Below are 21366 nucleotides of genomic sequence, written 5' to 3' on the forward strand. Positions count from 1 at the left end.
CCGGCGGGCCGCCCGAAGGCGGCGCCGACCGGGGCGGGTGCATCACGTCTCGGTGATTACTTCTCGATGACCGCGAGCACGTCGCGGGCCGAGAGGACGAGGTAGTCCTCGCCGTTGTACTTGACCTCGGTGCCGCCGTACTTGCTGTAGAGCACGACCTCGCCGACCTTGACGTCGACGGGGACGCGCTCGCCCTTGTCGTCGACGCGACCCGGGCCAACGGCAAGGACGGTGCCCTCCTGGGGCTTCTCCTTGGCGGTGTCCGGAATCACCAGGCCCGACGCGGTGGTGGTCTCGGCCTCAAGCGGCTGGACGACGATGCGGTCCTCAAGCGGCTTGAGAACAACCTTGGTGGCGGTCGTCACGATCTGACCTCCCCTTCGATTGGTCCTCGGCCGGCCATGGATGACCGACCAGCACATGTGACAGAAGAGGCGACCCTGGACCGGCCTGCCGTCGCGGGTGCCAGACCGACCTTCGTCGCTGTATTTGGCACTCTACCCTTGAGAGTGCCAGTCGTGAGACTATTCCGTGCCCGTTGGCCCGTCAACACGGACACGAGTCCGCCCGGGGGCCGTCTCCGGACGTTCACCGGCCGCCGGTCTCCGGCTCTGCCGCTAACTTCCACCCTATGGACATCGCGTCGTTCCGGGACCTGCGCACCCCGTCCGGTCAGGCGCTCCTCAGGGAGGCGGCCGAGGCGGACGTGACCGAGGACGGCCTGCTCGCCACGGCGTCGCGGCTCCGCGAACGGCACGATTCTCCGCTCGTGGCCGCCGCGCTGACGCAGGTGCGGTTGCGGCAAAGGGCCCGGGCCAAGTTCGGGGCGGACGCCGACCGCATGTACTTCACGCAGGCGGGGCTTGAGCAGTCGACCCGCAGGAGCGTGGCGGCCTACCGTGCCGGACGGTTCGCGGACCGGCTGCCCGGCGCGAGCGTGCTGGAACTGGGATGCGGGATAGGCGCCGACCTCATCTCCCGAGCGCGCGCGGGCCTGGCCGGGGAAGGCGTGGAGCTGGACCCGTTGACCGCTGAGGTGGCTCGCGCCAACTTGGCCGCCTTCGGACTGGACGGTCTCGCCTCTGTACGGGTCGGGGACGCCGCCGAGGAGGACCCGTCGGGATTCGATGCGGTCTTCGCCGATCCTGGACGGCGCACGGCGCGGGGCCGTGTCTTCGACCCCCGTTCGTATGAGCCGCCGCTCGACGTCGTCCTGGCCATGGCCGGCCAGGTGCCCTCGGCCTGCGTGAAGGTCGCGCCCGGCATTCCGCATGAGGCCGTCCCGGACGGCGCGGAGGCCGAGTGGGTCTCGGTCGGGGGCGACGTCAAGGAAGCGGCCCTGTGGCTGGGCGGGCTCGCAGGCGACGTGGGCCGGCGGGCCACTCTCCTCTCCTCCGACACCCATCTCTCGGAAGCAGAGCCCCGCGTGTGGACCCTGACGCCCCAAGGGCTGGACGACCCAGACGTACGCGCGTGGGGCCGTTACCTGTACGAGCCTGACGGCGCCGTGATCCGAGCCCACCTTGTCGGCGAAGTCGCGGAACTGGTCGGCGGCGGCTTGGCGGACCCCCGCATCGCGTACGTCACGTCCGACGAGCTGCGTCCGACGCCCTTCGCCTCCGCGTACAAGGTGGAGGACGTGCTGCCGTTCTCCGTGAAGCGGCTGCGCGCGGAGTTGCGCCGCCGCGAGATCGGTGTGCTGACCGTCAAGAAGCGCGGCTCCGCCGTCGACGTCGACCGGCTCCGCCGCGACCTCGGCTTCGGCGGGCGCCGCGCGGGACGCGGCGCCAAGGAGCTGACCCTCGTGGTGACGCGCGTGGGACGCGACCCCGTCGCCCTGCTGACGCACCCTGTCGCCGGGGGCTGACCGGCCTTCCACCGGGGGGCCTGGTCGGCCGGCCACCGGGGCATGACCCGCCCGGACGAGCGCGGCCCGGCAACCCTGCCCAAAGATCTTCCACTCGGCGGCGCAATGCCAAGCGGGACCGGGCGACGCGCCACGGCGGTGCAAATCATCGACACTTTCCGGCATTGCGCGCACCAGGGATTGCGGCCGCCCGGCAAGGGCACGGCGCGGCGCGAGAATCGGCGGGCCGAGATCAACCGGCGGGAAAACACCAAGGCAGGTTCACCGGGCGGGACGCCGGCTCCCCAAAAGCCTCCCGAAAAGGCCCGGACCCCGCCCCGCGGCATCACGCCCGCCGCACACGCGTCGGGTCGATGTACCCGCCCGGGGGGTTCGGCAACTGCCGATGTTGGACGAGATGTACGGACAGAACGGCACCCGGAACGCCGGACCCGTCCCGCACCGCCCGCCAGCGTCCACCCCACTTATCCCCCCAAGCAGGGCAATCGCCATAAAGCGGGAAAGTCACCATGCGCTCGGCGATATCTCGCTATCCCACCTAGTCGGATAACAGGCACATTCCGCAGAACTCGCAATCTTCTCTGCTACCCGTTTTGGCCGCGCTCTACACGCACTACAGTGGCCACTCCAGAGATTCATTTGCCGTGCGTCATTTCGTCGCGCCGGCACACGAAGGAGCATCGGGTGGAAACGAATCACAACTTCCTGCAGACAGGGGGTCAACCGGTCTCGGATCGGATGCGGGAGTTGCTCGCCCGTGCGGCGCAGGACCACGTCTACGAACAGCGCTCACAGGGGCAGGTCCTGGACGAGATCCGCCAGCGCCTGGAAGGCATGGAGTGGCTTCTCCGCGAGGTCCGGGAGCGGGAGCTCACCGGGCTGACCGGGCAGATCGAGAGCGTCCGCGGGCAGGTCGACGACCTGTCCGGCAAGCCCCCTGAATGGGCCGAGGGCCTTGCCGAGCACATCGAGGCGTTCGGCGAGCGGGTCAAGCCCGTCGCCGAACTGCCCGCGCTGTGGGCCGACGTCGGCGTGGTGGCCGAGAACGTCGACGAGGGCCTGACCCGCATCCAGGCCGTCCTCGACTCCGCGCAGCAGATCACCGACGCGACGCAGCAGGCGTCGCAGCGCATGGACGAGATGACCAAGCGGCTGGACAAGCTCCAGGGCAGCATGGAGGCCGGGTCCGTCCGCTTCAACCGGCTCGACAAGTCGCTCGCCGAGCTCGGCCACCGGTCCGAGCGGCTCGAACACTCGGTCAACGGGGTCACCTCACGGGTCGACCAGGCGCTCGGCGAGATGGCCGAGCGCATGGAGCAGGGTCTCGAGGCGGTCAACGGCCGCGTCGAGGGCGTCGGCGGCCGCCTCGACGGGCTCGACGGGCGGCTGGACGGCGTCGACGGCCGCCTCGAAGGCGTGTCGGGCAAGCTGGGCGGGCTGGACGGCCGGTTCGAGAGCCTCGACGGCCGCCTCGACGGGCTCGGCGAGCGGATCGGCCGGCTGCCCGCCACCCTGGAGATCGCCGAGGTGCACCGGCTGCTGACCGAGCTCGCGCGGCGCCCCGCGGCCGAGTACGGCGACCGGTTCGACGCGCTGGAGAAGCACCTCGCCGAGGCCGTCGACCCGCTGATCGAGGAACTGCGCGCCCGGCCGGACCGCGACGAGGTCAAGGCCACCATGGCGCAGATCGCCGAGACCGCCTACAGCGACGTCGCCAAGCGCATGGACGAGTTCTCCCGAAGGTTCGAGGACGTGCACGACGACGTCCGCAAGCGCATCGAGAACATCCACGAGGAGGTCGCCAAACGGGTCGACAGCGCGCTGGAGGAGTTCACCACGCAGGTCGACATCGTCTCCCGCCGCGTCGAGTCGGTGCACGCCGACGTCGCCAAGCAGGTCGAGTCCGTGCACAGCGAGATGTCGCGGCAGGTCAGCGGCGTCCATCACGACTTCGGCAAGCGGATCGGCGACATCCACCAGGACGTCACGCGGCAGGTCGGCAGCATCCACGACGACGTCGCCAAGCATGTCGGAACCATGCAGGAGGACGTCGCGCGGCAGGTCGGCGGCGTCCAGGCCGAGTTCGCGAGGCGGGTGGAGAGCATGCAGGACGAGGCGGCGCGGCGCGCCGACGCGGCGCAGGCCGATGTCGCCAAGCGGTTCTCCCATGTCGAGGACGAGGTCGGCCGGAAGATGGACGGTGTCCACGACGATGTGTCCAAGCAGGTCAACGCGGTGCACGAGGATGTGCTGAAGCGGCTGTCCACCTTGGAGGAGACGATGCTCGCGCTCGCCGAGGCGCTGCTGCGTCCCCGCCGCGAGACCAAGGACTGACGAGCGTCCGGGTGGGGCCGGCGCGGGCCCCACCCGGCATTCGGATACCTCCCGGTATCCGCGGCATTCGTCCCGCGAACCGCCGGGACGACCGAAGATGCTTCCTTCATGTCACCCCGATGACGTGCGTTTTGTTACTTTCCGTCTTCGCAAAATCACTCCCAATACCCTTCGGAATCCGTTTTCATGGATCAGGTGACCCACCTACCGGCTCCCTGCCTGCCGACCGGCGTCCCGCCCGGGCACACCACCCTGCGTTGGGTGGAGGAGTGCCTCGGCAAGGGCGCCGAGGTCCGCATGGTGCGGCCCCTCGCCGGCGGCTCCGCACACGCCAACCACGCCCTCCTCGTCGAGAGCCGCTCCGGCGAGGCGCACCATCTCGTCCTGCGCCGCTGGACCTCCCGCGAGGCCGCCCCCCGCCGCTGCTACGGCGACGCCGAGTTCTCCCCCGAGCGCGAGATCGCGGCGCTCGCGCTGCTCGCCGGCTGCGAGATCCCCACACCGTCCCTGGTGGCCGCCGACCCGTCGGGCGCCTACTGCGACGTCCCCGCCCTGCTCATCTCCCGGCTCCGGGGCCACCCGCCGCGCCCGTCCCACGACGACCTGCCCGAGTACCTGATCCAACTGGCCGCCGCGCTGCTGTCGGTGCACGAGCTGAACGGCGCGTCCACGATGCCGCCGTACGTCCCGCACAACCGCCTCGACGTGCGGCTCCCGCCCAGGCACGCGCTCCGCCCCGACCTGTGGGAACGCGCCTACGAGGTCGCCGCGCGGCCCGCGCCGGAGGCGCCCGCCCGGTTCATCCACCGCGACTACCACGCCGACAACACCCTGTGGTCCTACGGCAGGCTCACCGGAATCGTCGACTGGTCGGACGCCTCGTCCGGCCCCATCTCCGTCGACATCGCCTGCATGCGCCGCGGCCTGGCGCTGCGCTACGGCGCTTCCGTCGCCGACCGCTTCCTGCGCTCCTTCGACCAGGTCTCCGGCGGCCACGCGCACGACCCGTACTGGGACGTCCGCAGCCTCCTCGACCTGCTCCCCGAGGACGGCGCCCGCATGCTCGACGAGCCCCAGGTCCCCCTCTACGAGGACTACCTCGACAGGCTCCTCGCCCAGTGCTGAGGCGCCGCCTCACGGGCGCGCCGGCGCGTCGGGCGGCCAGGCCGGGCGCGACGGCGCGCGCGTTCAGGGCAGGATGACGGCCTCGATCGGGAGGCTGGAGTCGGCGGGCAGTTCCAGAGCGGACGGGCCGATGCCGGAGGCGACCAGCTCCGAGCCCAGGGCGGCGACCATGGCGCCGTTGTCGGTGCACAGCTTCGGACGCGGGACCCGCAGGCGGACCCCGGCGGCCGCGCAGCGCTCCGCGGCGAGCGCGCGCAGCCGCGAGTTCGCCGCGACGCCGCCGCCGATCAGCAGGTGGTCGACGCCGTTGTCCTTGCAGACCTGCAGCGCCTTCCGCGTCAGGACGTCCACGACGGCCTCCTGGAAGGAGGCCGCGACGTCGGCGACCGGGACGGGCTCGCCCGCGCGCTCCTTCGCCTCCACCCAGCGCGCCACGGCCGTCTTCAGGCCCGAGAACGAGAAGTCGTAGGTGCCGTCGTTGTACTTGCCGCGGGGGAACGCGATCGCGGCCGGGTCGCCCTCGCGGGCCATGCGGTCGATGACGGGACCACCGGGGAACCCGAGGTCCAGGACGCGGGCGACCTTGTCGAACGCCTCGCCCGCCGCGTCGTCCACCGTGCTGCCCAGGGGCCGGACGTCGCCCGCCACGTCCGGGACCAGCAGCAGCGAGGAGTGGCCGCCCGAGACCAGCATCGCCACGCACGGCTTCGGCAGCGGGCCGTGTTCGAGCTGGTCGACGCACACGTGCGCGGCCAGGTGGTTGACGCCGTAGAGCGGCTTGCCGAGCGACAGCGCGTACGCCTTGGCGGCGGCGACGCCGACCATCAGCGCGCCGGGCAGCCCCGGGCCCGCGGTGACCGCGAACGCGTCCACGTCGGTGAACGCCACCCCGGCGTCGGCGAGCGCGCGCTCGACGGTCGGCCCCATCGCCTCCAGGTGCGCCCGCGACGCGACCTCCGGCACGACGCCGCCGAACCGGGCGTGCTGGTCCACGCTGGAGGCGATCGCGTCCGCCAGCAGCGTGTGCCCGCGCACGATCCCGACCCCGGTCTCGTCGCAGGACGTCTCGATGCCGAGCACCAGTGGCTCGTCCCGAATCACGTGAGTCTCCCTGTCTCCCCGTTCACCCTGTCCCGCCCGCTTCCAGGGCGCCTTCTGCCGCTCCGGCTCATTCGGCTCTGGTGAAGCCCATGGGCGGACGGTCGCGGAGCTTGCGGCACATGACGATGGCGTCCACGTCCGAGGGCTGGTAGTAGCGCTTGCGGATGCCGACCCGCTCGAAGCCGAACCGCTCGTAGAGGCGGTGGGCGGCGTCGTTGTCGGCCCTGACCTCCAGGAACACCGACTCGCTGCCGCGCCGGACGGCCTCCTCCAGCAGGGCGGTGAGCAGCACCGCGCCGATGCCGCCCTTGCGGCGGTCCGCGCGCACCCCGATGGTCTGCACGTCGGCCTGCCCGCCCGCCGCGGCCAGGCCCGCATAGCCGACGATCTCGCCGCCGGGCGCCTCCGCGACGACGTAGAACCGGGTGCGGGGCTGGTCGGCGAGTTCGCCGGCGAGCATCTCCTCGCTCCAGGTGTCCTCCGGGAACAGCAGCCGGTCCAGCCGGTGGACGGCCGGGAGGTCCGCAACGGTCATGGGGCGCAGGGCGACGTCGCTCACGCCGGCGTCACCTTCTTGCGGGGGCCCGGCTCCCTCGCGTCCGGCCGGCGCAGGTAGAGGGGCTCCGGCGGCAGCAGCTCGGGCCCCTTCAGGCCCGACAGCCGCGCGACGACGAGCTCGGCGAGGGCGCCCGCGGTGGGCAGCAGCGGCTCGTGCCCGGACTCTCCGAGGACCTCCGGGTACAGGGTCGCGCCCTCGCCCACGACGGGCAGCCCCCCGGGCGCGCCCTCCAGGACGTCCGCCGCCGGGCCCACGGCGGGCTCGGTGGCGCGGAAACGTGCCGAGTCGTACCGCGCCCAGTAGACCTCCTTGCGGCGGGCGTCGGTGGCGACGGCGAACGGCCCGTCCCGCTTCGTGGCCCAGGCCATGATGTCGAGCGTGCAGACACCGTGCACGGGAACGCTGAGCGCCTCGCCCATCGCGCGGGCGGTGACCAGCCCGACCCGCAGGCCCGTGTAGGGCCCCGGCCCGACGCCGACGGCGATCGCGCTGAGATCGGCGGGCGCCGCCCCCGCCTCCGCCATCACCTGCGCGATGGACGGGGTGAGCAGCTCGGTGTGGCGCCGCCGGTCGACGGCCTCCGCCAGACCGCGCGGCGCCGCGCCCTCTCCCGGGATCCACTCGTACAGCGCCACGGTGATCGCGGCGGTCGCGGTATCGAAAGCCAAGACCAGCACGGGTTGTAAGCCTACCGGCCGCCGGCACGGCATGGTCCGGCTCTCGCCCGGCCGTGCTCAGGGGCCGGGGGCGGGTTCAGGGGCACGGGCGGGCTCAGCGCCGGCTCAGCGCGGTGACCACGGCCTTGGTGACATCGGTGGCGCCGCCCGTGGCGGCGTCCGACGACAGCGGATCGCCCTTGTCCGAGCCCGAGTAGTGGACGGTGACCAGGACGTTGGCGACCCGCACGTTGCCGATGGCCTCGCCGGAACCCTGGTTGCGGTCCACGCTGTAGACGATGTAGCCCTCGTCGCCGACGCCGGTGAGCCGGATCTTGTCGGTGAGCTTCTGCCCGGCCAGCAGCCCCTTCCCGGACTCGTCGGCGGTCCGCTCGGTCGCGAACGTCCTGCGGGCGGCGTCCGTGGGCGACGCCGCGGCCCCGGCCGCGATCGCGCGCAGCTCGATGGTGAGCTGCCGCCTCTGCTCGCCCGCGTAGGCGCCCCACACGCACTGGTTCTGCTGGTCGTCGCCCTGGTAGTTGTCGGCGTCGGTGCGCTCGGACCGGGGCGCCAGCCGGCCGATCAGGTCGTCGCCGACGATCGTGCAGGAGTCGGGGACGGCGGTGCGCTCCCCCTTGGACGCCGGGGAGTCGTCCGTGGCGCCGCTGCCGACGACCTGGCCGGCGCTCTTGTCGCCGCTCGCGCCGACGCCCGTCAGGACGGCGAACGCCGCGAGCCCGCAGACGGCGACGCCGGCGACGGCGCCGCCGAGGACGACGGCCCAGCGCCGCCCGGTGCGGCGCTCGCGCGCCCGGTGGCTGCCGGTGCGGTATCCGCCGCTCCCGGTGCGGTATCCGCCGCTTTCGGCGCGGTATCCGCCGCTGCCCGTGCGGTAGCCGCCGCTACCGGTCTCGTAAGGGCCGGTCTCCCGCTGGTAGGGACCGCTGCCCGGCCGTCCGGAGGAGTACCGCTCGTACTCGTCTCCGCCCGCGCCGTATCCACCGCCCTCCGGCCGGTAACCGCCACCTGATCCCTGGCCACCGCCTGAAGCGCGGTAACTGTCGCGGTAATTCCCGCTGCGATGGCTACCACTCACCGGCCCCACTCCCGTTCGGAATCGATATGTCGCGAAGGTGAGGTTCGTTCCGGCAAAGAGTACGACATCAAGCCAAAGAAAGGACCAACCGGCCAGGCAAAAACCGTAAAAGTTGCCAGACCCAGGTCATCCGGGGCCGAGTTCCAGGTCGGACCAGCGATCACCGACCCCGACGATCCTTACCTCGCGCCCCTCGCCGGGCCCGTCCCCGCGAGAAATGATCATTTCCAGCCGGTCCTCGGCGAGGCCTTCGGCGAGCCCTTCTCCCCATTCCACGATCGTCACCGATTCCGCGACGGACGCGTCCAGATCGAGATCGTCCAGCTCCGCGAAACCGCCCAGCCGGTAGGCGTCCACGTGCACCAGCGACGGGCCGCCCGCAAGCGACGGATGCACCCGCGCGATGACGAACGTGGGCGAGGTGATCGGGCCGCGCACCTTCAGCCCCTCGCCGATGCCCTGCGTGAGGGTCGTCTTGCCCGCGCCGAGGTGGCCCGTCATCACGAGCAGGTCGCCCGCCCGCAGCAGCCCGGCCAGGCGCAGCCCGAGCTCGCGCATGTCCTCGGCGGTCGGGACGGTCACGCTGACGGCTTTCACGCGGTGCGCTCCTCTTCCTCGTACGCGGGGCGGACCCGTTCGACCAGACGGCGCAGTCCCCCGGTCACCACGCCCGGGTACTCCAGGGGCAGCACGTGGCCGGCCTCCTCCACCTCTACCAGTTCCGCGTCCGGCAGCGCCGCGGCGATCCGGCGGGCGTGCTCCGCGGGGGTCAGCCGGTCCCGGCCGCCCGCCAGCACCAGCATCGGCACCCCGCCGAGCACGTCCAGGCACCCGATCTTGTCGTGCGCCATCAGCGCCGGGTAGTACTCCGCGATCACGTCGATCGGCGTCTGCCTGATCATCTGCTCCAGGAAGCCCACCACGGAGGGGCTGACGTGCTTGTCGGCGAACGCCATCTTCCGCGTGACGACGAACGCCAGGTCGGCGCCCAGCCCGCGGGCCTTGTCGACCAGCTCCGCGCGGCGGCCGAGGCCGCGCAGCGTCCCGGGGGCGAGCGGCCGGACGGCCTTGGCCAGCAGGAGCGGCAGCCCCAGCGTCATCTCCCCCATGTCGCCGCAGGAGGTGTTCACCAGCGCCACGCCCACCACCCGCGACTCGAACAGCTCGGGGTACCGGTCCGCCAGCGCCATGATCGACATGCCGCCCATGGAGTGCCCCACGAGGACGACCGGACGGCCCGGCGGGACGGCCGCGTCCAGTACCGCGCGCAGGTCGTCGCCGGTCTGCTCGATCGTCGCGTCCCCGGGCCCGCCGCGTCCCGAACGGCCGTGGCCGCGCTGGTCCCAGAACACCAGCCGCAGCGACCCCCGCAGGTCGCGACGCTGGTAGTGCCACGAGTGCTGGTTGAGGGTGTAGCCGTGGCAGAACACGACGGTGAGGTCGGCGTCGTCGGGGCCGTCCACCTCCACGTGCAGCGGGACGCCGTCGTCGGCCCGGACCGCCAGCTCCCGCCCGCGCAGCTCGCCGAAGGGCTCGGCCGCGTCGGGGTCCGGGCGCAGCCGCACCCGGCCGACGGCGAGGCGCCGCAGCCCGACCGCCGCGCCCACCCCGGCGGCGCCCACGCCCGCGACGACGCCGGCGACACCGATCCTGCGCCTGTTCCTGCTGTCCATGCCCGCGCCCCCTACAGCCCCCCTCCCGGGTACGCCCTCGGTACCCGGGCTCCGATGCGGGTGACGATCTCATACGAGATCGTCCCCAGCGCCTCCGCCCACTCCCGCGCGGTCGGCTCGCCCCGGTCCCCCGGGCCGAACAGGATGATCTCGTCTCCTGCCGCGAACGGGTCGTCGCCGAGGTCGACGACGAACTGGTCCATGCAGACCCGCCCGGCGATCGTCCTGCGGCGCCCGCCCGCCAGAACCTCCAGCACGTTGGACCCCTGCCGCGGGATCCCGTCGCCGTACCCCACGGGCACCACGGCCAGCGTGGTCTCCCGCTCGGTGTGGTAGGTGTGACCGTACGACACTCCGCTCCCTGCCGGAACCCGCTTGACCAGCGCAGCGTCGGCCACGAGCGTCATCGCGGGCCGCAACCCGAACTCGCCGAGCGACGGCACCGGGGTCAGCCCGTACGTCGCGATGCCGGGCCGGACGAGGTCGAACCGCGCCTCCGGCAGCGTCAGCGCCGCCGCCGAGTTCGCGATGTGCCGCACCTCGAACCGCGCCCCCGCCTTCTCCGCGTGCGCGACCATCTCGGTGAACGCGCCGACCTGCGCCGCGATCGAGGGATGGCCGGGCTCGTCCGCGCAGGCGAAGTGCGACATGACCCCGGCCACCCGCACGTGCCCCGTGGCCTCCGCCTTGAGCGCCGCGTCGACCAGCGCCTCCCACCCGGCGCCGCGCGCGCCCCCGCGCGACATGCCCGTGTCGGCCTTGAGGTGGATCCGCGCCTCGCGCCCGGCCCGCTCCGCCGCCCGGACGATCTCCTCCAGCAGCCAGACCGCGCCCACGGTCATGTCCACGCCCCGCGCGACGGCCTCCTCGTAGGGCTCGCCGGGAACGCCCAGGCAGACCAGTGTGCGGACGGTGAGCCCCGCGTCCCGCAGGCGCAGCGCCTCGGCCAGCTTCGCGACGCCCAGCCAGGACGCCCCGCCGGCGAGCGCGGCGCGGGCGGCCTCCACCAGCCCGTGCCCGTACGCCTCGGCCTTCACCATGGCCATCACCTCGGCGCCCCCCGCATGCCGGCGCAGCACCCCGATGTTGTGGCCGATGGCGCCGAGATCGACCCGTGCCTCCGCAGGAACCCTCATGGGCTCATTCTCCCAGGGTGGCGTCCCTCTGGAAGACAGAACTACCCCTGGGAGGAAACTGTCCTGAAGGCGGCGGGGAGGGCTTCGACCACGTCCTGGGCGCTGATGGGGGCTTCGGGGCCGGGGGCGGGGGCGGCGGCCAGGCGGGCGGCGAGGCCGTGGAGGTAGGCGCCGGCGGCGGCCGCGTCCAGGGCGGGCATCCCGCCGGCGAGGAGCGCGCCGATCAGGCCGGACAGGACGTCGCCCGTGCCGGCGGCGGCGAGGCGCGGGGTGCCGGTCGGGTTCACGCGGACGGGGCGGTCCTGCTCGGCGACCAGGGTCGTGGAGCCCTTGAGCAGGACGGTCGCGGAGAGTTCGGCGGCGGCGCGGCGGACGTTGTCGAGGCGGGCGGCCTCGATGTCCTCGCGCCGGGCGGCGACGAGGCGGGACAACTCGCCCGCGTGCGGGGTGAGGACGGTCGGGGCGGCGCGGCGGAGCAGGTCGCGGCGGCGGGCCAGGACGGTGAGGCCGTCGGCGTCCACCAGCACGGGCAGTTCGGTGGTGAGAACCGCCTCCAGGAGCGACTCGGCGGCGTCGCCGGTGCCGAGGCCGGGGCCGGCGACCCATGCCTGGACGCGCCCGATGCGCTCCAGGATGCCCGTGTCGTGGCGGCCGGGCTCGACGACCGTGGTGACCACTTCGGGCCAGCGCTGCCGGACGAGTTCGACCGGGCGGGCCACCGAGGCGAAGCGGACCATTCCGGCGCCGCCGCGAAGGGCGCCGCCGGTGCTGAGGACGGCCGCGCCGGTGAACTGGTCACCGCCGGCGAGGATCCCGACGACGCCGCGGCGGTACTTGTCGGACTCGGGACGGGGCTCGGGCGGGGCGATGTCGGCGGGCCGGGCCGCGACGACGTCGGGGTCGGGCAGGTCGGGGCCGAGCCCGATGTCGACCAGTTCGACCACGCCGCAGTGGGCCGCGCCCGGGTCGACGAGCAGGCCCGGCTTGTGCGTGCCGAAGGTGACGGTGACGTCGGCGTGGACGGCCGCGCCCTCGACGCGCCCGGTGCTCGCGTCCACGCCGCTCGGGACGTCGCAGGCGACCACGAGCCCTGCGGACTCGGAGGCGAGCGCGGCGTACCGGGCGTGGGGCTCGCGGAGGCCGCCGGTGCCGCCGATGCCGGTCAGGCCGTCGATGATCAGGTCCGCGCCGGCGATCGCGGCCTCGGCGCCCGCGTCCAGCAGGCGGCCGCCGGCGGCGCGCAGGTCCGCCAGCCCGCCCGGGTGGATCTTCGACCCGGCCTGGACGGCCCGGACGCGGGCGCCGCGGCGGGCGAGGCGGGCCCCGGCGTACAGGGCGTCGCCGCCGTTGTCGCCGCCGCCGATCAGCAGGACGACGCGGGCCCCGTACACGGCGGGCAGGAGGCGCGCGCACACCGAGGCCAGCCCGGCGGCGGCGCGCTGCATCAGGGCGCCGTCCGGGAGGCGGGCCATGAGGGCCCGCTCGGCCGCCCGGACCTTGCCGACCTCGTGCGCGTACCTCATCCGCGGCTCCCCAAGTCGATCACACACTTAGAGTGCCACGTGGGGACCGTCCGCAACCGTCGGCGAAGGTGATCACAACTTGCAGCGCAAGTTTCGGTGTCATGTGCGTAAAAGAATCATCAGCCGTAGAATCTTGCTCCACCGGTCCGATGTATTCGCGCCGCCACCCCCCGGTGCGGCAGAATGCGCCCAGATCAGTCCGCCGGGACTGGAGAGGCCCGAGCAATGAGCACTTCCCGAGGTCCCTCCGTCCGGCAGCGGCGGCTGGCCGCCGAGCTCCGGAGACTGCGCGAGAGCAGGGGTCTGACCGGAGACGAGGTCGCCGAACGGCTCGCCTGGTCCACGGCCAAGGTCAGCCGGATCGAGAACGCGCGGACCGGCGCGAAGATCGGCGATGTGCGGCGGCTGCTCGATCTGTACGAGATCGAGCGCGCGCGGCACGACGACCTGATCGCCCTGGCGCACGACGCCGCCCAGCGGGGCTGGTGGGAGGACTACCGCGACCTGCCGAGCCAGCTCGCGAACTTCATCGCGCTGGAGTCCGAGGCCACGGCCGCGAGGGAATGGGGCAGCACCGTCATTCCCGGGCTGCTGCAGTCGGAGAGCTACGCCCGAAATGTGATCGGCGGCTGGAGCGACCTGGCCACCCTGCCCCCGCAGGAACTCGAACGCCGGCTGGACGTGCGAATGCGGCGGCGCGAACTGCTGGACGGGCCCACTCCGCTGGAACTGTCGGCGATTATCGACGAGGCGGTTCTGCGGCGCCGCATCGGCGATCACAAGGTCATGCGCGAGCAACTCGAACATCTGTACCAGATGACCGAGCGGCCGAACGTGAACGTGCAGATCTTGCCCTTGGACATAGCACACTCGGTGTTGGCTGAATCGTTTATCCTTCTAGAATTCTCTTCGGTGCACGACATCACCTTCCCTGATATCGTTCACACGGAATCCCTGACGATCAGCCACTTCGCGGAAGAAGCCGTCACCTATATGTACCGGCTCGCCTATTCGAGCCTGTCCCGGCAAGCACTGGACGCCGCGGAGTCGCGGCGGCGCATAGCCGAGGTCAAAGAGGCGTGGTGACGGTCCGCCAAGGGGCTCAATCCTTGTGAAAGGCACCGAGTGTCCCCTTTCGCCACTCCTGTACCACAATGGAGGAAAAGCGCCTACTGCGGGGCGAGCAATACCTGCGTCGAGATCGCCACACTGGTCGATTCGTCCCGTTTTATCGGGGCGCGAGACGCTAAGTACGGTACGCAGAGTCCAGTTCTGTCGTTCTCCCAGGCTGAATGGCGGGAATTCCTCAAACGAGCCAAGAAGGGTGATTTCGACCTGGGCTGCTGACCCGGCGCCGACGCGCCGTCCGGCCCCGTCCGCCCAGGGCGGCGCGGGGCCACGCCGCACGGGCCGGGTCCATCGTTGACCCGGCTCGTCGCCCTCCCACCCGGCACTCTGCAACTACCTCGGCACGCCTGTCACACGGGTACCGCGCCACCCGGACGTGATCAGGCGTTTTTTGCGATCTTGTTACCGTGTGCTTGAGCACCGGCAGCGCGGCCGCGGGCAATGCAACTTTCAATGCAGGGAGCCGGAATGAGTTTCCAGGGGACACCGCCCGCCCGATGGAGAAAGAGCGCTCGATGCGGCGCCAGCAACGGCTGCGTCGAGGTCGCACGGCGCGACGAGGACGCCATATCCGTGCGCGACACCGAGGACACCGCGACGATCCTTTCGTTCGGGCCCGACGAATGGCGCAGGTTCACGGAGGAGGCCAAAGGCGGCCGTTTCGACCACCCGCTGAAATAGTCACTGCAACTTGCATCGCCGGAGAGATTTCCAACCGGCCAGAGAATTGCGATCAGCGGGAGCGGATACGCGCCGCCGCATGATATGCCACACGTTTTTCCGCGGCTCCCCGCTCCCGCTGATCGCATTTCTCAGAAGATGATCGATTTGTGAGTCCGCTCACGCCACCCGAACGCCCCGGGGAACCCGGTGAAGCGGCGTCCGCAGCCGGGATGCCGTGATCATTACCGCGCCTCCCGCGAGGGCCAGATCGAAGGCCAGCCCCCACGGCCACACCGCGGCCCCGTCCGAGCGGTTCGACCCGTAGTCGCCGTCCCCCGCGCGGATCTCGCGCACGCTGCGGCTGATCTGCCCGAGCGGGTCGGAGGAGGACGAACGGTGGATCATCACGTCGCCGACGAGGACGCGGCGCTCGGGCAGGCGCGGCGCCGCGTCGGCGAGCGCGACCACCGGGTTCGGGGCCAGCAGCCACCAGATCCGCTCGGTGTGGTCCCGGCCGTACCCGCCGTAGGAGCCGCCGGCACGCTCGGACGTGAGCGGGACCGCCAGCGTGAACAGCAGCGGCGTCCCGACGAGCAGGCCGAACACCGTCAGGTACGACAGCAGGATCGAGGTGACGCTGCGGGCCAGCACCGCCGACCAGGCCTGCGAGACCGCGCAGACCACGCCGATCATCAGCGCCGTCACGAGCAGGACGACGAGGGCCCGACCCGCGCCGATGGCGCCCTCGGCGACCGGCAGCAGCAGGCTCGGCAGCGTCAGGAGCAGCGTGACCAGGCCCGTCCCCCAGGCGGCGGCGAGCTTGCCGAGCGCGATCTCGCCCGGCGTGAGCCGGGTGACCTGGAGGGTCGCGAGCGTCCCGCGCTCCCGGTCCCCGTTGACCGACTGGCCGCCGAGCGCCGGGGTGACGAGCAGCGTCAGCACCAGCACCCCGAGCAGGACCCCGCCGAACATGGGGACGCCGGGCTCGCCGTAGGAGGAGGTGTCGCCGTGCTCCAGCGCCACCCGGAACAGCAGCCCGAGCCCGTTGACGACCAGGAACCAGGTCGCGAGCAGGATCTTCCAGCGGCCGGTCCGCAGCCGCGTCCTGATCTCCTGCCGTGCCACCAGGCCGATTCCACGGGCGGTCACGGCGCTCACCTCCGGTCCTCGGTCATCGCCAGATAGGCCGATTCGAGCGCGCTGCCGGCGGGCGCGAGGCCGCAGACGGGCACGCCGGCGGCGACGAGCCTGGCCAGCAGCCCGGCCGCCTCGTCCTCGGTCAGCGGCCCGACCTCGGCGGCTCCCGCCGCGTCGGCCGCCCGCACCCAGGGCAGCCCGCCCGGCTCGCGGTCCAGGGCCGCCGCCAGCGGCTCGGGGTCGAGCGAGCGGATCCGCCACCGGACCCGGGCCGACGCGCCGGCGATCTCCGCCATCGCGTGGACCCCGGCCGTCCGGCCGTGGTCGACCAGGACCACCCGGTCGGCGATCTCCTCCAGCTCGCCGAGGATGTGGCTCGACACGAGCACCGCGACCCCGTCGGCGGCGAGGGAGCGCAGCAGGTCGCGCAGCTCGATGCGGGAGCGCGGGTCGAGACCGGACGCGGGCTCGTCCAGCAGCAGGACGCGCGGCCGGTGCACGAGGGCCCGCGCCATCCCGAGTCGCTGCTTCTGCCCGCGGGAGAGGGCGTGGACGGGCTGCCCGAGATGGTCCTCCAGGTGGACGAGGCTGAGCAGCGCCCTGATCCGGCGCGGGCGCTCCTGCCTGGACAGCCCGTAGGCGTCGGCGAAGAAGGCCAGGTACTCGTCCACCGTGAGCTGGTCGTACACGCCGAACGTGTCCGGCATCCAGCCGAGGGCTTCGCGGGCCCGAGCGGGCCGGGCGAGCGCGTCGTGCCCCGCGATCCGCACCGTGCCCGCGTCGGGCGCGAGCAGGGTCGCCAGGATCAGCAGGAGCGTCGTCTTGCCCGCGCCGTTGCCCCCGACGAGCGCCGTGACCTGCCCGTACGGGACGGTGATGTCGAGTCCGCGCAGCGCCTCCACCGGCCCGAAGCGCCGCACCACCCCGCGTGCCTCGATCGCGAGGCCGCCGTCTCCTGCCACCCGTCACCTCCGCCGCCGGGCCGGTTTCGATGGTGATGGGACGCGGCCCGCCGCCGGCGGGTTCAGTCGATCTCGGGCTGCTCGCCCGAACCGGCCGCTATTCGACGGTGACGGACTTGGCGAGGTTGCGGGGCTGGTCGACGTCGTGGCCCTTGGCGGTGGCCAGCTCGCACGCGAAGACCTGCAGCGGGACGGTCGTGACCAGCGGCTGCAGCAGCGTCGGGACGGCCGGGACGCTGATCAGGGTGTCGGCGTACGGCTCGACCGACGCGTCGCCCTCCTCGGCGATCACGATCGTCCGGGCGCCGCGGGCCCGGATCTCCTGGATGTTCGACACGATCTTGTCGTGCAGGACGTCCCGCGCCCGCGGCGGCACGACGACCACGACGGGCAGGTCCTTCTCGATCAGCGCGATCGGGCCGTGCTTCAGCTCGCCCGCGGCGAAGCCCTCGGCGTGCATGTACGCCAGCTCCTTGAGCTTGAGCGCGCCCTCCAGGGCGACCGGGAAGCCCACGTGGCGGCCGAGGAACAGCACGCACCGCTCGCCGGCCAGCGAGCGGGCCAGCTCGCGCACCGGCTCCATGGTCTCCAGGACCTTCTCCACCTTCTCCGGCATCCGTTCGAGAAGCTGGACCATGGCGAAGACCTCGTCGCCCCACTTGGTGCCGCGCACCTGTGCGATGTAGAGGGCGATGAGGTAGACGGCGACGAGCTGGGTGAGGAACGCCTTGGTCGACGCGACCGCGATCTCCGGCCCGGCGTGCGTGTAGAGGACGCCGTCGCACTCGCGGGGCAGCGTGGAGCCGTTGACGTTGCAGATGCCGAGCAGCTTGGCCTTCTGCTCGCGGGCGTGCCGGACGGCCATCAGCGCGTCCATCGTCTCGCCCGACTGGGAGATCGCGATGACCAGCGTCGTCGGGGACAGGATCGGGTCGCGGTAGCGGAACTCGCTGGCCAGCTCGACCTCGCAGGGCAGCCCCGCCCAGTGCTCGATCGCGTACTTGGCGATCAGCCCGGCGTGGTAGGACGTCCCGCAGGCCACAATGATGATCTTGTCGACCTCGCGCAGCTCCTGGTCCGGGATGCGCATCTCGTCCAGGTGCAGGCGCCCGTCGGCGCCGATCCGGCCGAGCAGCGTGTCGGCGACGGCGCGCGGCTGCTCGGCGATCTCCTTGAGCATGAAGTAGTCGTAGCCGCCTTTTTCCGCGGCGGACACGTCCCAGTCGACGTGGTACTCCTTCACCTCCGCGGGGCGCCCGTCGAAGTCGGTGACCGTCACCCCCTCGGCGCGCAGCTCGACGATCTGGTCCTGGCCCAGCTCGATCGCGTCCCGGGTGTGCTCGATGAACGCGGCCACGTCGCTGGCGAGGAAGTTCTCGCCGTCCCCGACGCCGACGACGAGCGGGGAGTTGCGGCGCGCCCCGACGACCAGGCCCGGCGAGCCGGTGTGCGTCGCGACCAGCGTGAACGCGCCCTGCAGCCGGCCGCAGACGCGGCGCATGGCGTCGGCGAGGCCGCCGCCGCCCTTCAGCTCGTCCTCCAGCAGGTGGGCGACGGCCTCGGTGTCGGTGTCGGACCCGAGCCCGTGCCCGCCCTCCTCCAGCTCCGCGCGCAGCTCCGCGAAGTTCTCGATGATGCCGTTGTGGATCACCGCGACGGAGCCGGTGCAGTCGACGTGCGGGTGGGCGTTGCGGTCGTTCGGCGGGCCGTGCGTCGCCCACCGGGTGTGCCCCATGCCGAGCGTCCCGGCGGGCGGGGGCTCCTCCTCCAGGGCGGCGCGCAGGTTCACCAGCTTGCCCGCGCGCTTGGCCGTCGCCAGCTTCCCGTCGGCCAGCACGGCCACTCCGGCCGAGTCGTAGCCGCGGTACTCCAGCCGCGCCAGCCCGTCGACGACCACGTCGAGGGCGGAACGGCCGCCCACGTACCCCACGATTCCGCACATGGCGGCAACTCTATTCGGTACCGCGCACCGGACCTACCTGCAAGGGCCACCCGGCATGACGCTAGCGTGGACGACCGGTGGAAACCCGGTGACCGGAACGCGGCCCGGTTAGTGTTCAGCCATGACGAGCGGATGGGACAGCGTGCCGAGCCCCTACGTGGAACTCCTGCGTGAGGCCTGGCGCGGCCTGCGCGAGAACACCCCGCTCCCGCTCACGCCCGGTGAGCTGGACGCCCTGCGCGGCCTGCGCGACCCGATCGACATCGCCGAGGTCGAGGAGGTGTACCTGCCGCTGTCCCGGCTGCTCAACCTGTTCTTCCTGTCGGACGGCCGGCTGCGCGACACCGTCAGCGGCTTCCTCGGCGGCGCGGTGCAGCCCACCCCGTTCATCATCGGCGTGGCGGGCAGCGTCGCGGTCGGCAAGTCCACCACGTCCCGGCTGCTGCGCACCCTCCTCGCGCGCTGGCCGGAGCACCCGAGCGTGGAACTGGTCACGACCGACAGCTTCCTGCACCCGAACTCGGTGCTGGCCGAGCGCGGGATCATGGACCGCAAGGGGTTCCCCGAGTCCTACGACCGCCGCGCCCTCGTCCGGTTCGTGTCGGCGATCAAGTCCGGCGCGGCGGAGGCGTCGATCCCGGTGTACTCGCACCTGGAGTACGACATCGTCCCCGGCGCGACGCAGACCGTCCGGCGCCCGGACATCCTGATCGTCGAGGGCCTGAACGTCCTGCAGGCGCCCCCGCCCGGCACCCTGGGCGTATCCGACTTCTTCGACTTCTCCATCTATGTGGATGCGCGGGTCGAGGACATCCGGCAGTGGTACATCGACCGCCTCTTCGCGCTGCGCCGCACCGCCTTCACCGACCCGCGCTCCTATTTCCACAAGTACGCCCGCGAACTGGACGAGGACGAGACCGCCGCGTTCGCCCAGCGCGTGTGGCGCGACGTCAACGAGATCAACCTCGTCTCCAACATCCTCCCGACCCGCGCCCGCGCCACCCTCGTCCTCCACAAGGACCGGAACCACTCGGTGCAGAGGGTGAGACTGCGCCGTATCTGATGCGGGTCAGCGGGACCAGGGGCCCGTGACGGCGAAGGTGGTGCCCGGGGTGTAGGCGTTGACGTACATCGTGCGGTTGTCGGGAGAGAACGTGACTCCCGCGAACTCGCCCCACTCGGGTTCGGTCTCGGTGCCGATGTTCTGGCGGTTCCGGGCCATGGGGTAGACGGTGCGGCGGCGGGAGACGCCGAAGACGTGCTGGGCGCCGTTGCCGTCCTCGCACACCATCAGGCCGCCCCGCGGCGCCAGGCAGATGTTGTCGGGCGACTCGCCGGGCTTCTCGACGTCGGTGGCCGGGCCGAACACGATGACGAGGGCGAGCCTGCGGTGGCGCGGCTCGTAGGACCACACCTGCCCGAAGTGGTCGGCCCGGGAGCCGTCCTTCGTCTTCGCGAAGCTCGACACGAAGTAGACGCGGTCGCCGCCCCAGTAGCAGCCCTCCAGCTTCTGAGCGTGCGTGATGCCTCCGGATCCGAAGTCCTGGAACCGGATCGGCGTCAGCGCCGCGAGCGGGTCGGGCACCTTCTTCCACTCGACGCGCTCGAAAACGGTGCCGGGCTCCTGCACGACCGACAGGTCCGGGACGCCGGGGACGCACAGCGCCTCAAGCCGCCCGCCGGCCCGCAGGCTGCCGAAACCGCCGCGCGGCCGCTTCGGCTGGAACCGGTAGAACAGCCCGAACGGCTTGTCGAAGGCGTCCTCGGTCTCGTAGACGGTGCCGTCGCGCGGGTCGACGGCGATCGCCTCGTGCTGGAACCGCCCCATCGCGGTCAGCGGCTCGGGGACGGTGCGGCCCTGGTCGTACGGGTCGACCTCGAAGATGAACCCGTGGTCCTTGGTGTAGTTCCCCGTGCCCGCCTTGTCCTCGGTCTCCTCGCAGGTCAGCCACGTGTGCCACGGGGTGGGGCCGCCCGCGCAGTTGACGGCCGTCCCGGCGATGGCGACGCGCTCGGTGTGCACGCGCCCGGCCGCGTCGACCTCCAGCGCGGTGCAGCCGCCGAGGCCGCCCGGGTCGTAGGTGACGCCCTCGACCGCCGGCACCCGGTGCGCGGCGTCCGGACGGTTCTCGTGGTTGCGGACGAGCCACGTGCGGCCCCGGCGCCCGGGGAAGGCCGACATCCCGTCGCAGTGGCTCGGCACCGGCCCCTCTCCGGAGCGCAGCGGGTCGCCCTCGCGGGACAGGACGGTGTAGCGGAAGCCGCGCGGCAGGTCCAGCAGCCCCTTCGGGTCGGGCACGAGGGGCCCGTACCCGTCGTGGCCGCCGGTCGGGGCGGCGGACGCATCTCCGGCGAACAACTGCTCCACGGATCCGGTGAAGGCGATCCCCGCCCCCACCGCACCCGTCCTGGCGAGGAGCTGGCGGCGTGAAACTGTCATGAGCACACTCCCTGATGGATCGTT

General features: G+C 72.2%; 20 protein-coding genes. 7 read left to right on the forward strand and 13 right to left on the reverse strand.

The genetic code is table 11. The features are described from left to right. Nucleotides 1-56 precede the first annotated feature (56 nt). Nucleotides 57-365, reverse strand: a complete 309-nt coding sequence (groES, locus tag CHC11_RS28380; RefSeq protein ID WP_089314894.1) for a co-chaperone GroES — start codon at nucleotides 363-365, stop codon at nucleotides 57-59. Between the two features lie 266 nt (nucleotides 366-631). Here groES and CHC11_RS28385 point away from each other — a divergent pair, with 266 nt between their 5' ends. From CHC11_RS28385 to CHC11_RS28395, 3 genes are all read left to right on the forward strand, one after another. After that, nucleotides 632-1867, forward strand: coding sequence for a class I SAM-dependent methyltransferase (locus CHC11_RS28385; RefSeq protein ID WP_089314895.1), 1236 nt, complete (start codon nucleotides 632-634; stop codon nucleotides 1865-1867). Nucleotides 1868-2551: 684 nt separating this feature from the next. Continuing rightward, nucleotides 2552-4201, forward strand: coding sequence for an apolipoprotein A-IV repeat region-like domain-containing protein (locus tag CHC11_RS28390; protein WP_089314896.1), 1650 nt, complete (start codon nucleotides 2552-2554; stop codon nucleotides 4199-4201). A gap of 186 nt (nucleotides 4202-4387) precedes the next feature. Continuing rightward, nucleotides 4388-5326, forward strand: coding sequence for an aminoglycoside phosphotransferase family protein (locus CHC11_RS28395; protein WP_089314897.1), 939 nt, complete (start codon nucleotides 4388-4390; stop codon nucleotides 5324-5326). 63 nt (nucleotides 5327-5389) lie between these two features. On the opposite strand, the gene tsaD is transcribed toward CHC11_RS28395, so the two are convergent. From tsaD to CHC11_RS28435, 8 genes are all read right to left on the reverse strand, one after another. Then, complete coding sequence (gene tsaD, locus CHC11_RS28400) at nucleotides 5390-6427, reverse strand: tRNA (adenosine(37)-N6)-threonylcarbamoyltransferase complex transferase subunit TsaD (RefSeq protein ID WP_218826285.1); 1038 nt, start codon at nucleotides 6425-6427, stop codon at nucleotides 5390-5392. 67 nt (nucleotides 6428-6494) lie between these two features. Continuing rightward, entirely contained in the window at nucleotides 6495-6962 is a 468-nt protein-coding gene (gene rimI, locus CHC11_RS28405; RefSeq protein ID WP_089315001.1) for a ribosomal protein S18-alanine N-acetyltransferase, read from the reverse strand. A gap of 20 nt (nucleotides 6963-6982) precedes the next feature. Continuing rightward, nucleotides 6983-7663 (reverse strand): tRNA (adenosine(37)-N6)-threonylcarbamoyltransferase complex dimerization subunit type 1 TsaB, encoded by a 681-nt coding sequence (gene tsaB / locus CHC11_RS28410; protein ID WP_089314898.1) that lies wholly within the window; start codon nucleotides 7661-7663, stop codon nucleotides 6983-6985. Nucleotides 7664-7757: 94 nt separating this feature from the next. Continuing rightward, entirely contained in the window at nucleotides 7758-8738 is a 981-nt protein-coding gene (locus CHC11_RS28415; RefSeq protein ID WP_143227354.1) for a hypothetical protein, read from the reverse strand. Between the two features lie 126 nt (nucleotides 8739-8864). Beyond that, nucleotides 8865-9335: a tRNA (adenosine(37)-N6)-threonylcarbamoyltransferase complex ATPase subunit type 1 TsaE gene (gene tsaE, locus CHC11_RS28420; protein WP_281258379.1), complete on the reverse strand. Its 471-nt coding sequence runs from the start codon at nucleotides 9333-9335 to the stop codon at nucleotides 8865-8867. Further along, nucleotides 9332-10411: an alpha/beta fold hydrolase gene (locus tag CHC11_RS28425; protein WP_089314900.1), complete on the reverse strand. Its 1080-nt coding sequence runs from the start codon at nucleotides 10409-10411 to the stop codon at nucleotides 9332-9334. Before CHC11_RS28425 ends, tsaE begins: the two co-directional genes overlap by 4 nt. 11 nt (nucleotides 10412-10422) lie before the next feature. Beyond that, nucleotides 10423-11547 carry an alanine racemase gene (gene alr, locus CHC11_RS28430; RefSeq protein WP_089314901.1) on the reverse strand — a complete coding sequence of 375 codons (1125 nt, stop codon included), beginning with the start codon at nucleotides 11545-11547 and terminating at the stop codon, nucleotides 10423-10425. A gap of 41 nt (nucleotides 11548-11588) precedes the next feature. Further along, nucleotides 11589-13070: an NAD(P)H-hydrate dehydratase gene (locus CHC11_RS28435; protein WP_089314902.1), complete on the reverse strand. Its 1482-nt coding sequence runs from the start codon at nucleotides 13068-13070 to the stop codon at nucleotides 11589-11591. Between the two features lie 225 nt (nucleotides 13071-13295). Here CHC11_RS28435 and CHC11_RS28440 point away from each other — a divergent pair, with 225 nt between their 5' ends. The 3 genes from CHC11_RS28440 (at nucleotide 13296) to CHC11_RS28450 (ending at nucleotide 14879) form a co-directional block, all read left to right on the forward strand. Then, complete coding sequence (locus CHC11_RS28440) at nucleotides 13296-14156, forward strand: helix-turn-helix domain-containing protein (protein ID WP_089314903.1); 861 nt, start codon at nucleotides 13296-13298, stop codon at nucleotides 14154-14156. 39 nt (nucleotides 14157-14195) lie between these two features. Further along, entirely contained in the window at nucleotides 14196-14417 is a 222-nt protein-coding gene (locus tag CHC11_RS28445; protein ID WP_089314904.1) for a DUF397 domain-containing protein, read from the forward strand. 249 nt (nucleotides 14418-14666) lie between these two features. Further along, nucleotides 14667-14879 (forward strand): DUF397 domain-containing protein, encoded by a 213-nt coding sequence (locus CHC11_RS28450; RefSeq protein ID WP_089314905.1) that lies wholly within the window; start codon nucleotides 14667-14669, stop codon nucleotides 14877-14879. Nucleotides 14880-15038: 159 nt separating this feature from the next. Here CHC11_RS28450 and CHC11_RS28455 read toward each other — a convergent pair whose 3' ends face one another. The 3 genes from CHC11_RS28455 to glmS form a co-directional block, all read right to left on the reverse strand. After that, nucleotides 15039-16010, reverse strand: coding sequence for an ABC transporter permease (locus CHC11_RS28455; RefSeq protein WP_089315003.1), 972 nt, complete (start codon nucleotides 16008-16010; stop codon nucleotides 15039-15041). A 5-nt stretch (nucleotides 16011-16015) separates the two neighbouring features. Beyond that, entirely contained in the window at nucleotides 16016-16960 is a 945-nt protein-coding gene (locus tag CHC11_RS28460; protein ID WP_089314906.1) for an ABC transporter ATP-binding protein, read from the reverse strand. Nucleotides 16961-17057: 97 nt separating this feature from the next. Continuing rightward, nucleotides 17058-18902: a glutamine--fructose-6-phosphate transaminase (isomerizing) gene (glmS, locus tag CHC11_RS28465; RefSeq protein WP_089314907.1), complete on the reverse strand. Its 1845-nt coding sequence runs from the start codon at nucleotides 18900-18902 to the stop codon at nucleotides 17058-17060. Between the two features lie 121 nt (nucleotides 18903-19023). Here glmS and coaA point away from each other — a divergent pair, with 121 nt between their 5' ends. Continuing rightward, nucleotides 19024-19965, forward strand: coding sequence for a type I pantothenate kinase (gene coaA, locus CHC11_RS28470; RefSeq protein ID WP_089314908.1), 942 nt, complete (start codon nucleotides 19024-19026; stop codon nucleotides 19963-19965). A 6-nt stretch (nucleotides 19966-19971) separates the two neighbouring features. On the opposite strand, the gene CHC11_RS28475 is transcribed toward coaA, so the two are convergent. After that, on the reverse strand, nucleotides 19972-21342 hold the full coding sequence (locus CHC11_RS28475; RefSeq protein ID WP_089314909.1) for an alkaline phosphatase PhoX: 1371 nt from the start codon (nucleotides 21340-21342) through the stop codon (nucleotides 19972-19974). Between the last annotated feature and the right edge of the window lie 24 nt (nucleotides 21343-21366).

The organism is Actinomadura mexicana, from assembly GCF_900188105.1.
Lineage (GTDB): Bacteria > Actinomycetota > Actinomycetes > Streptosporangiales > Streptosporangiaceae > Spirillospora > Spirillospora mexicana.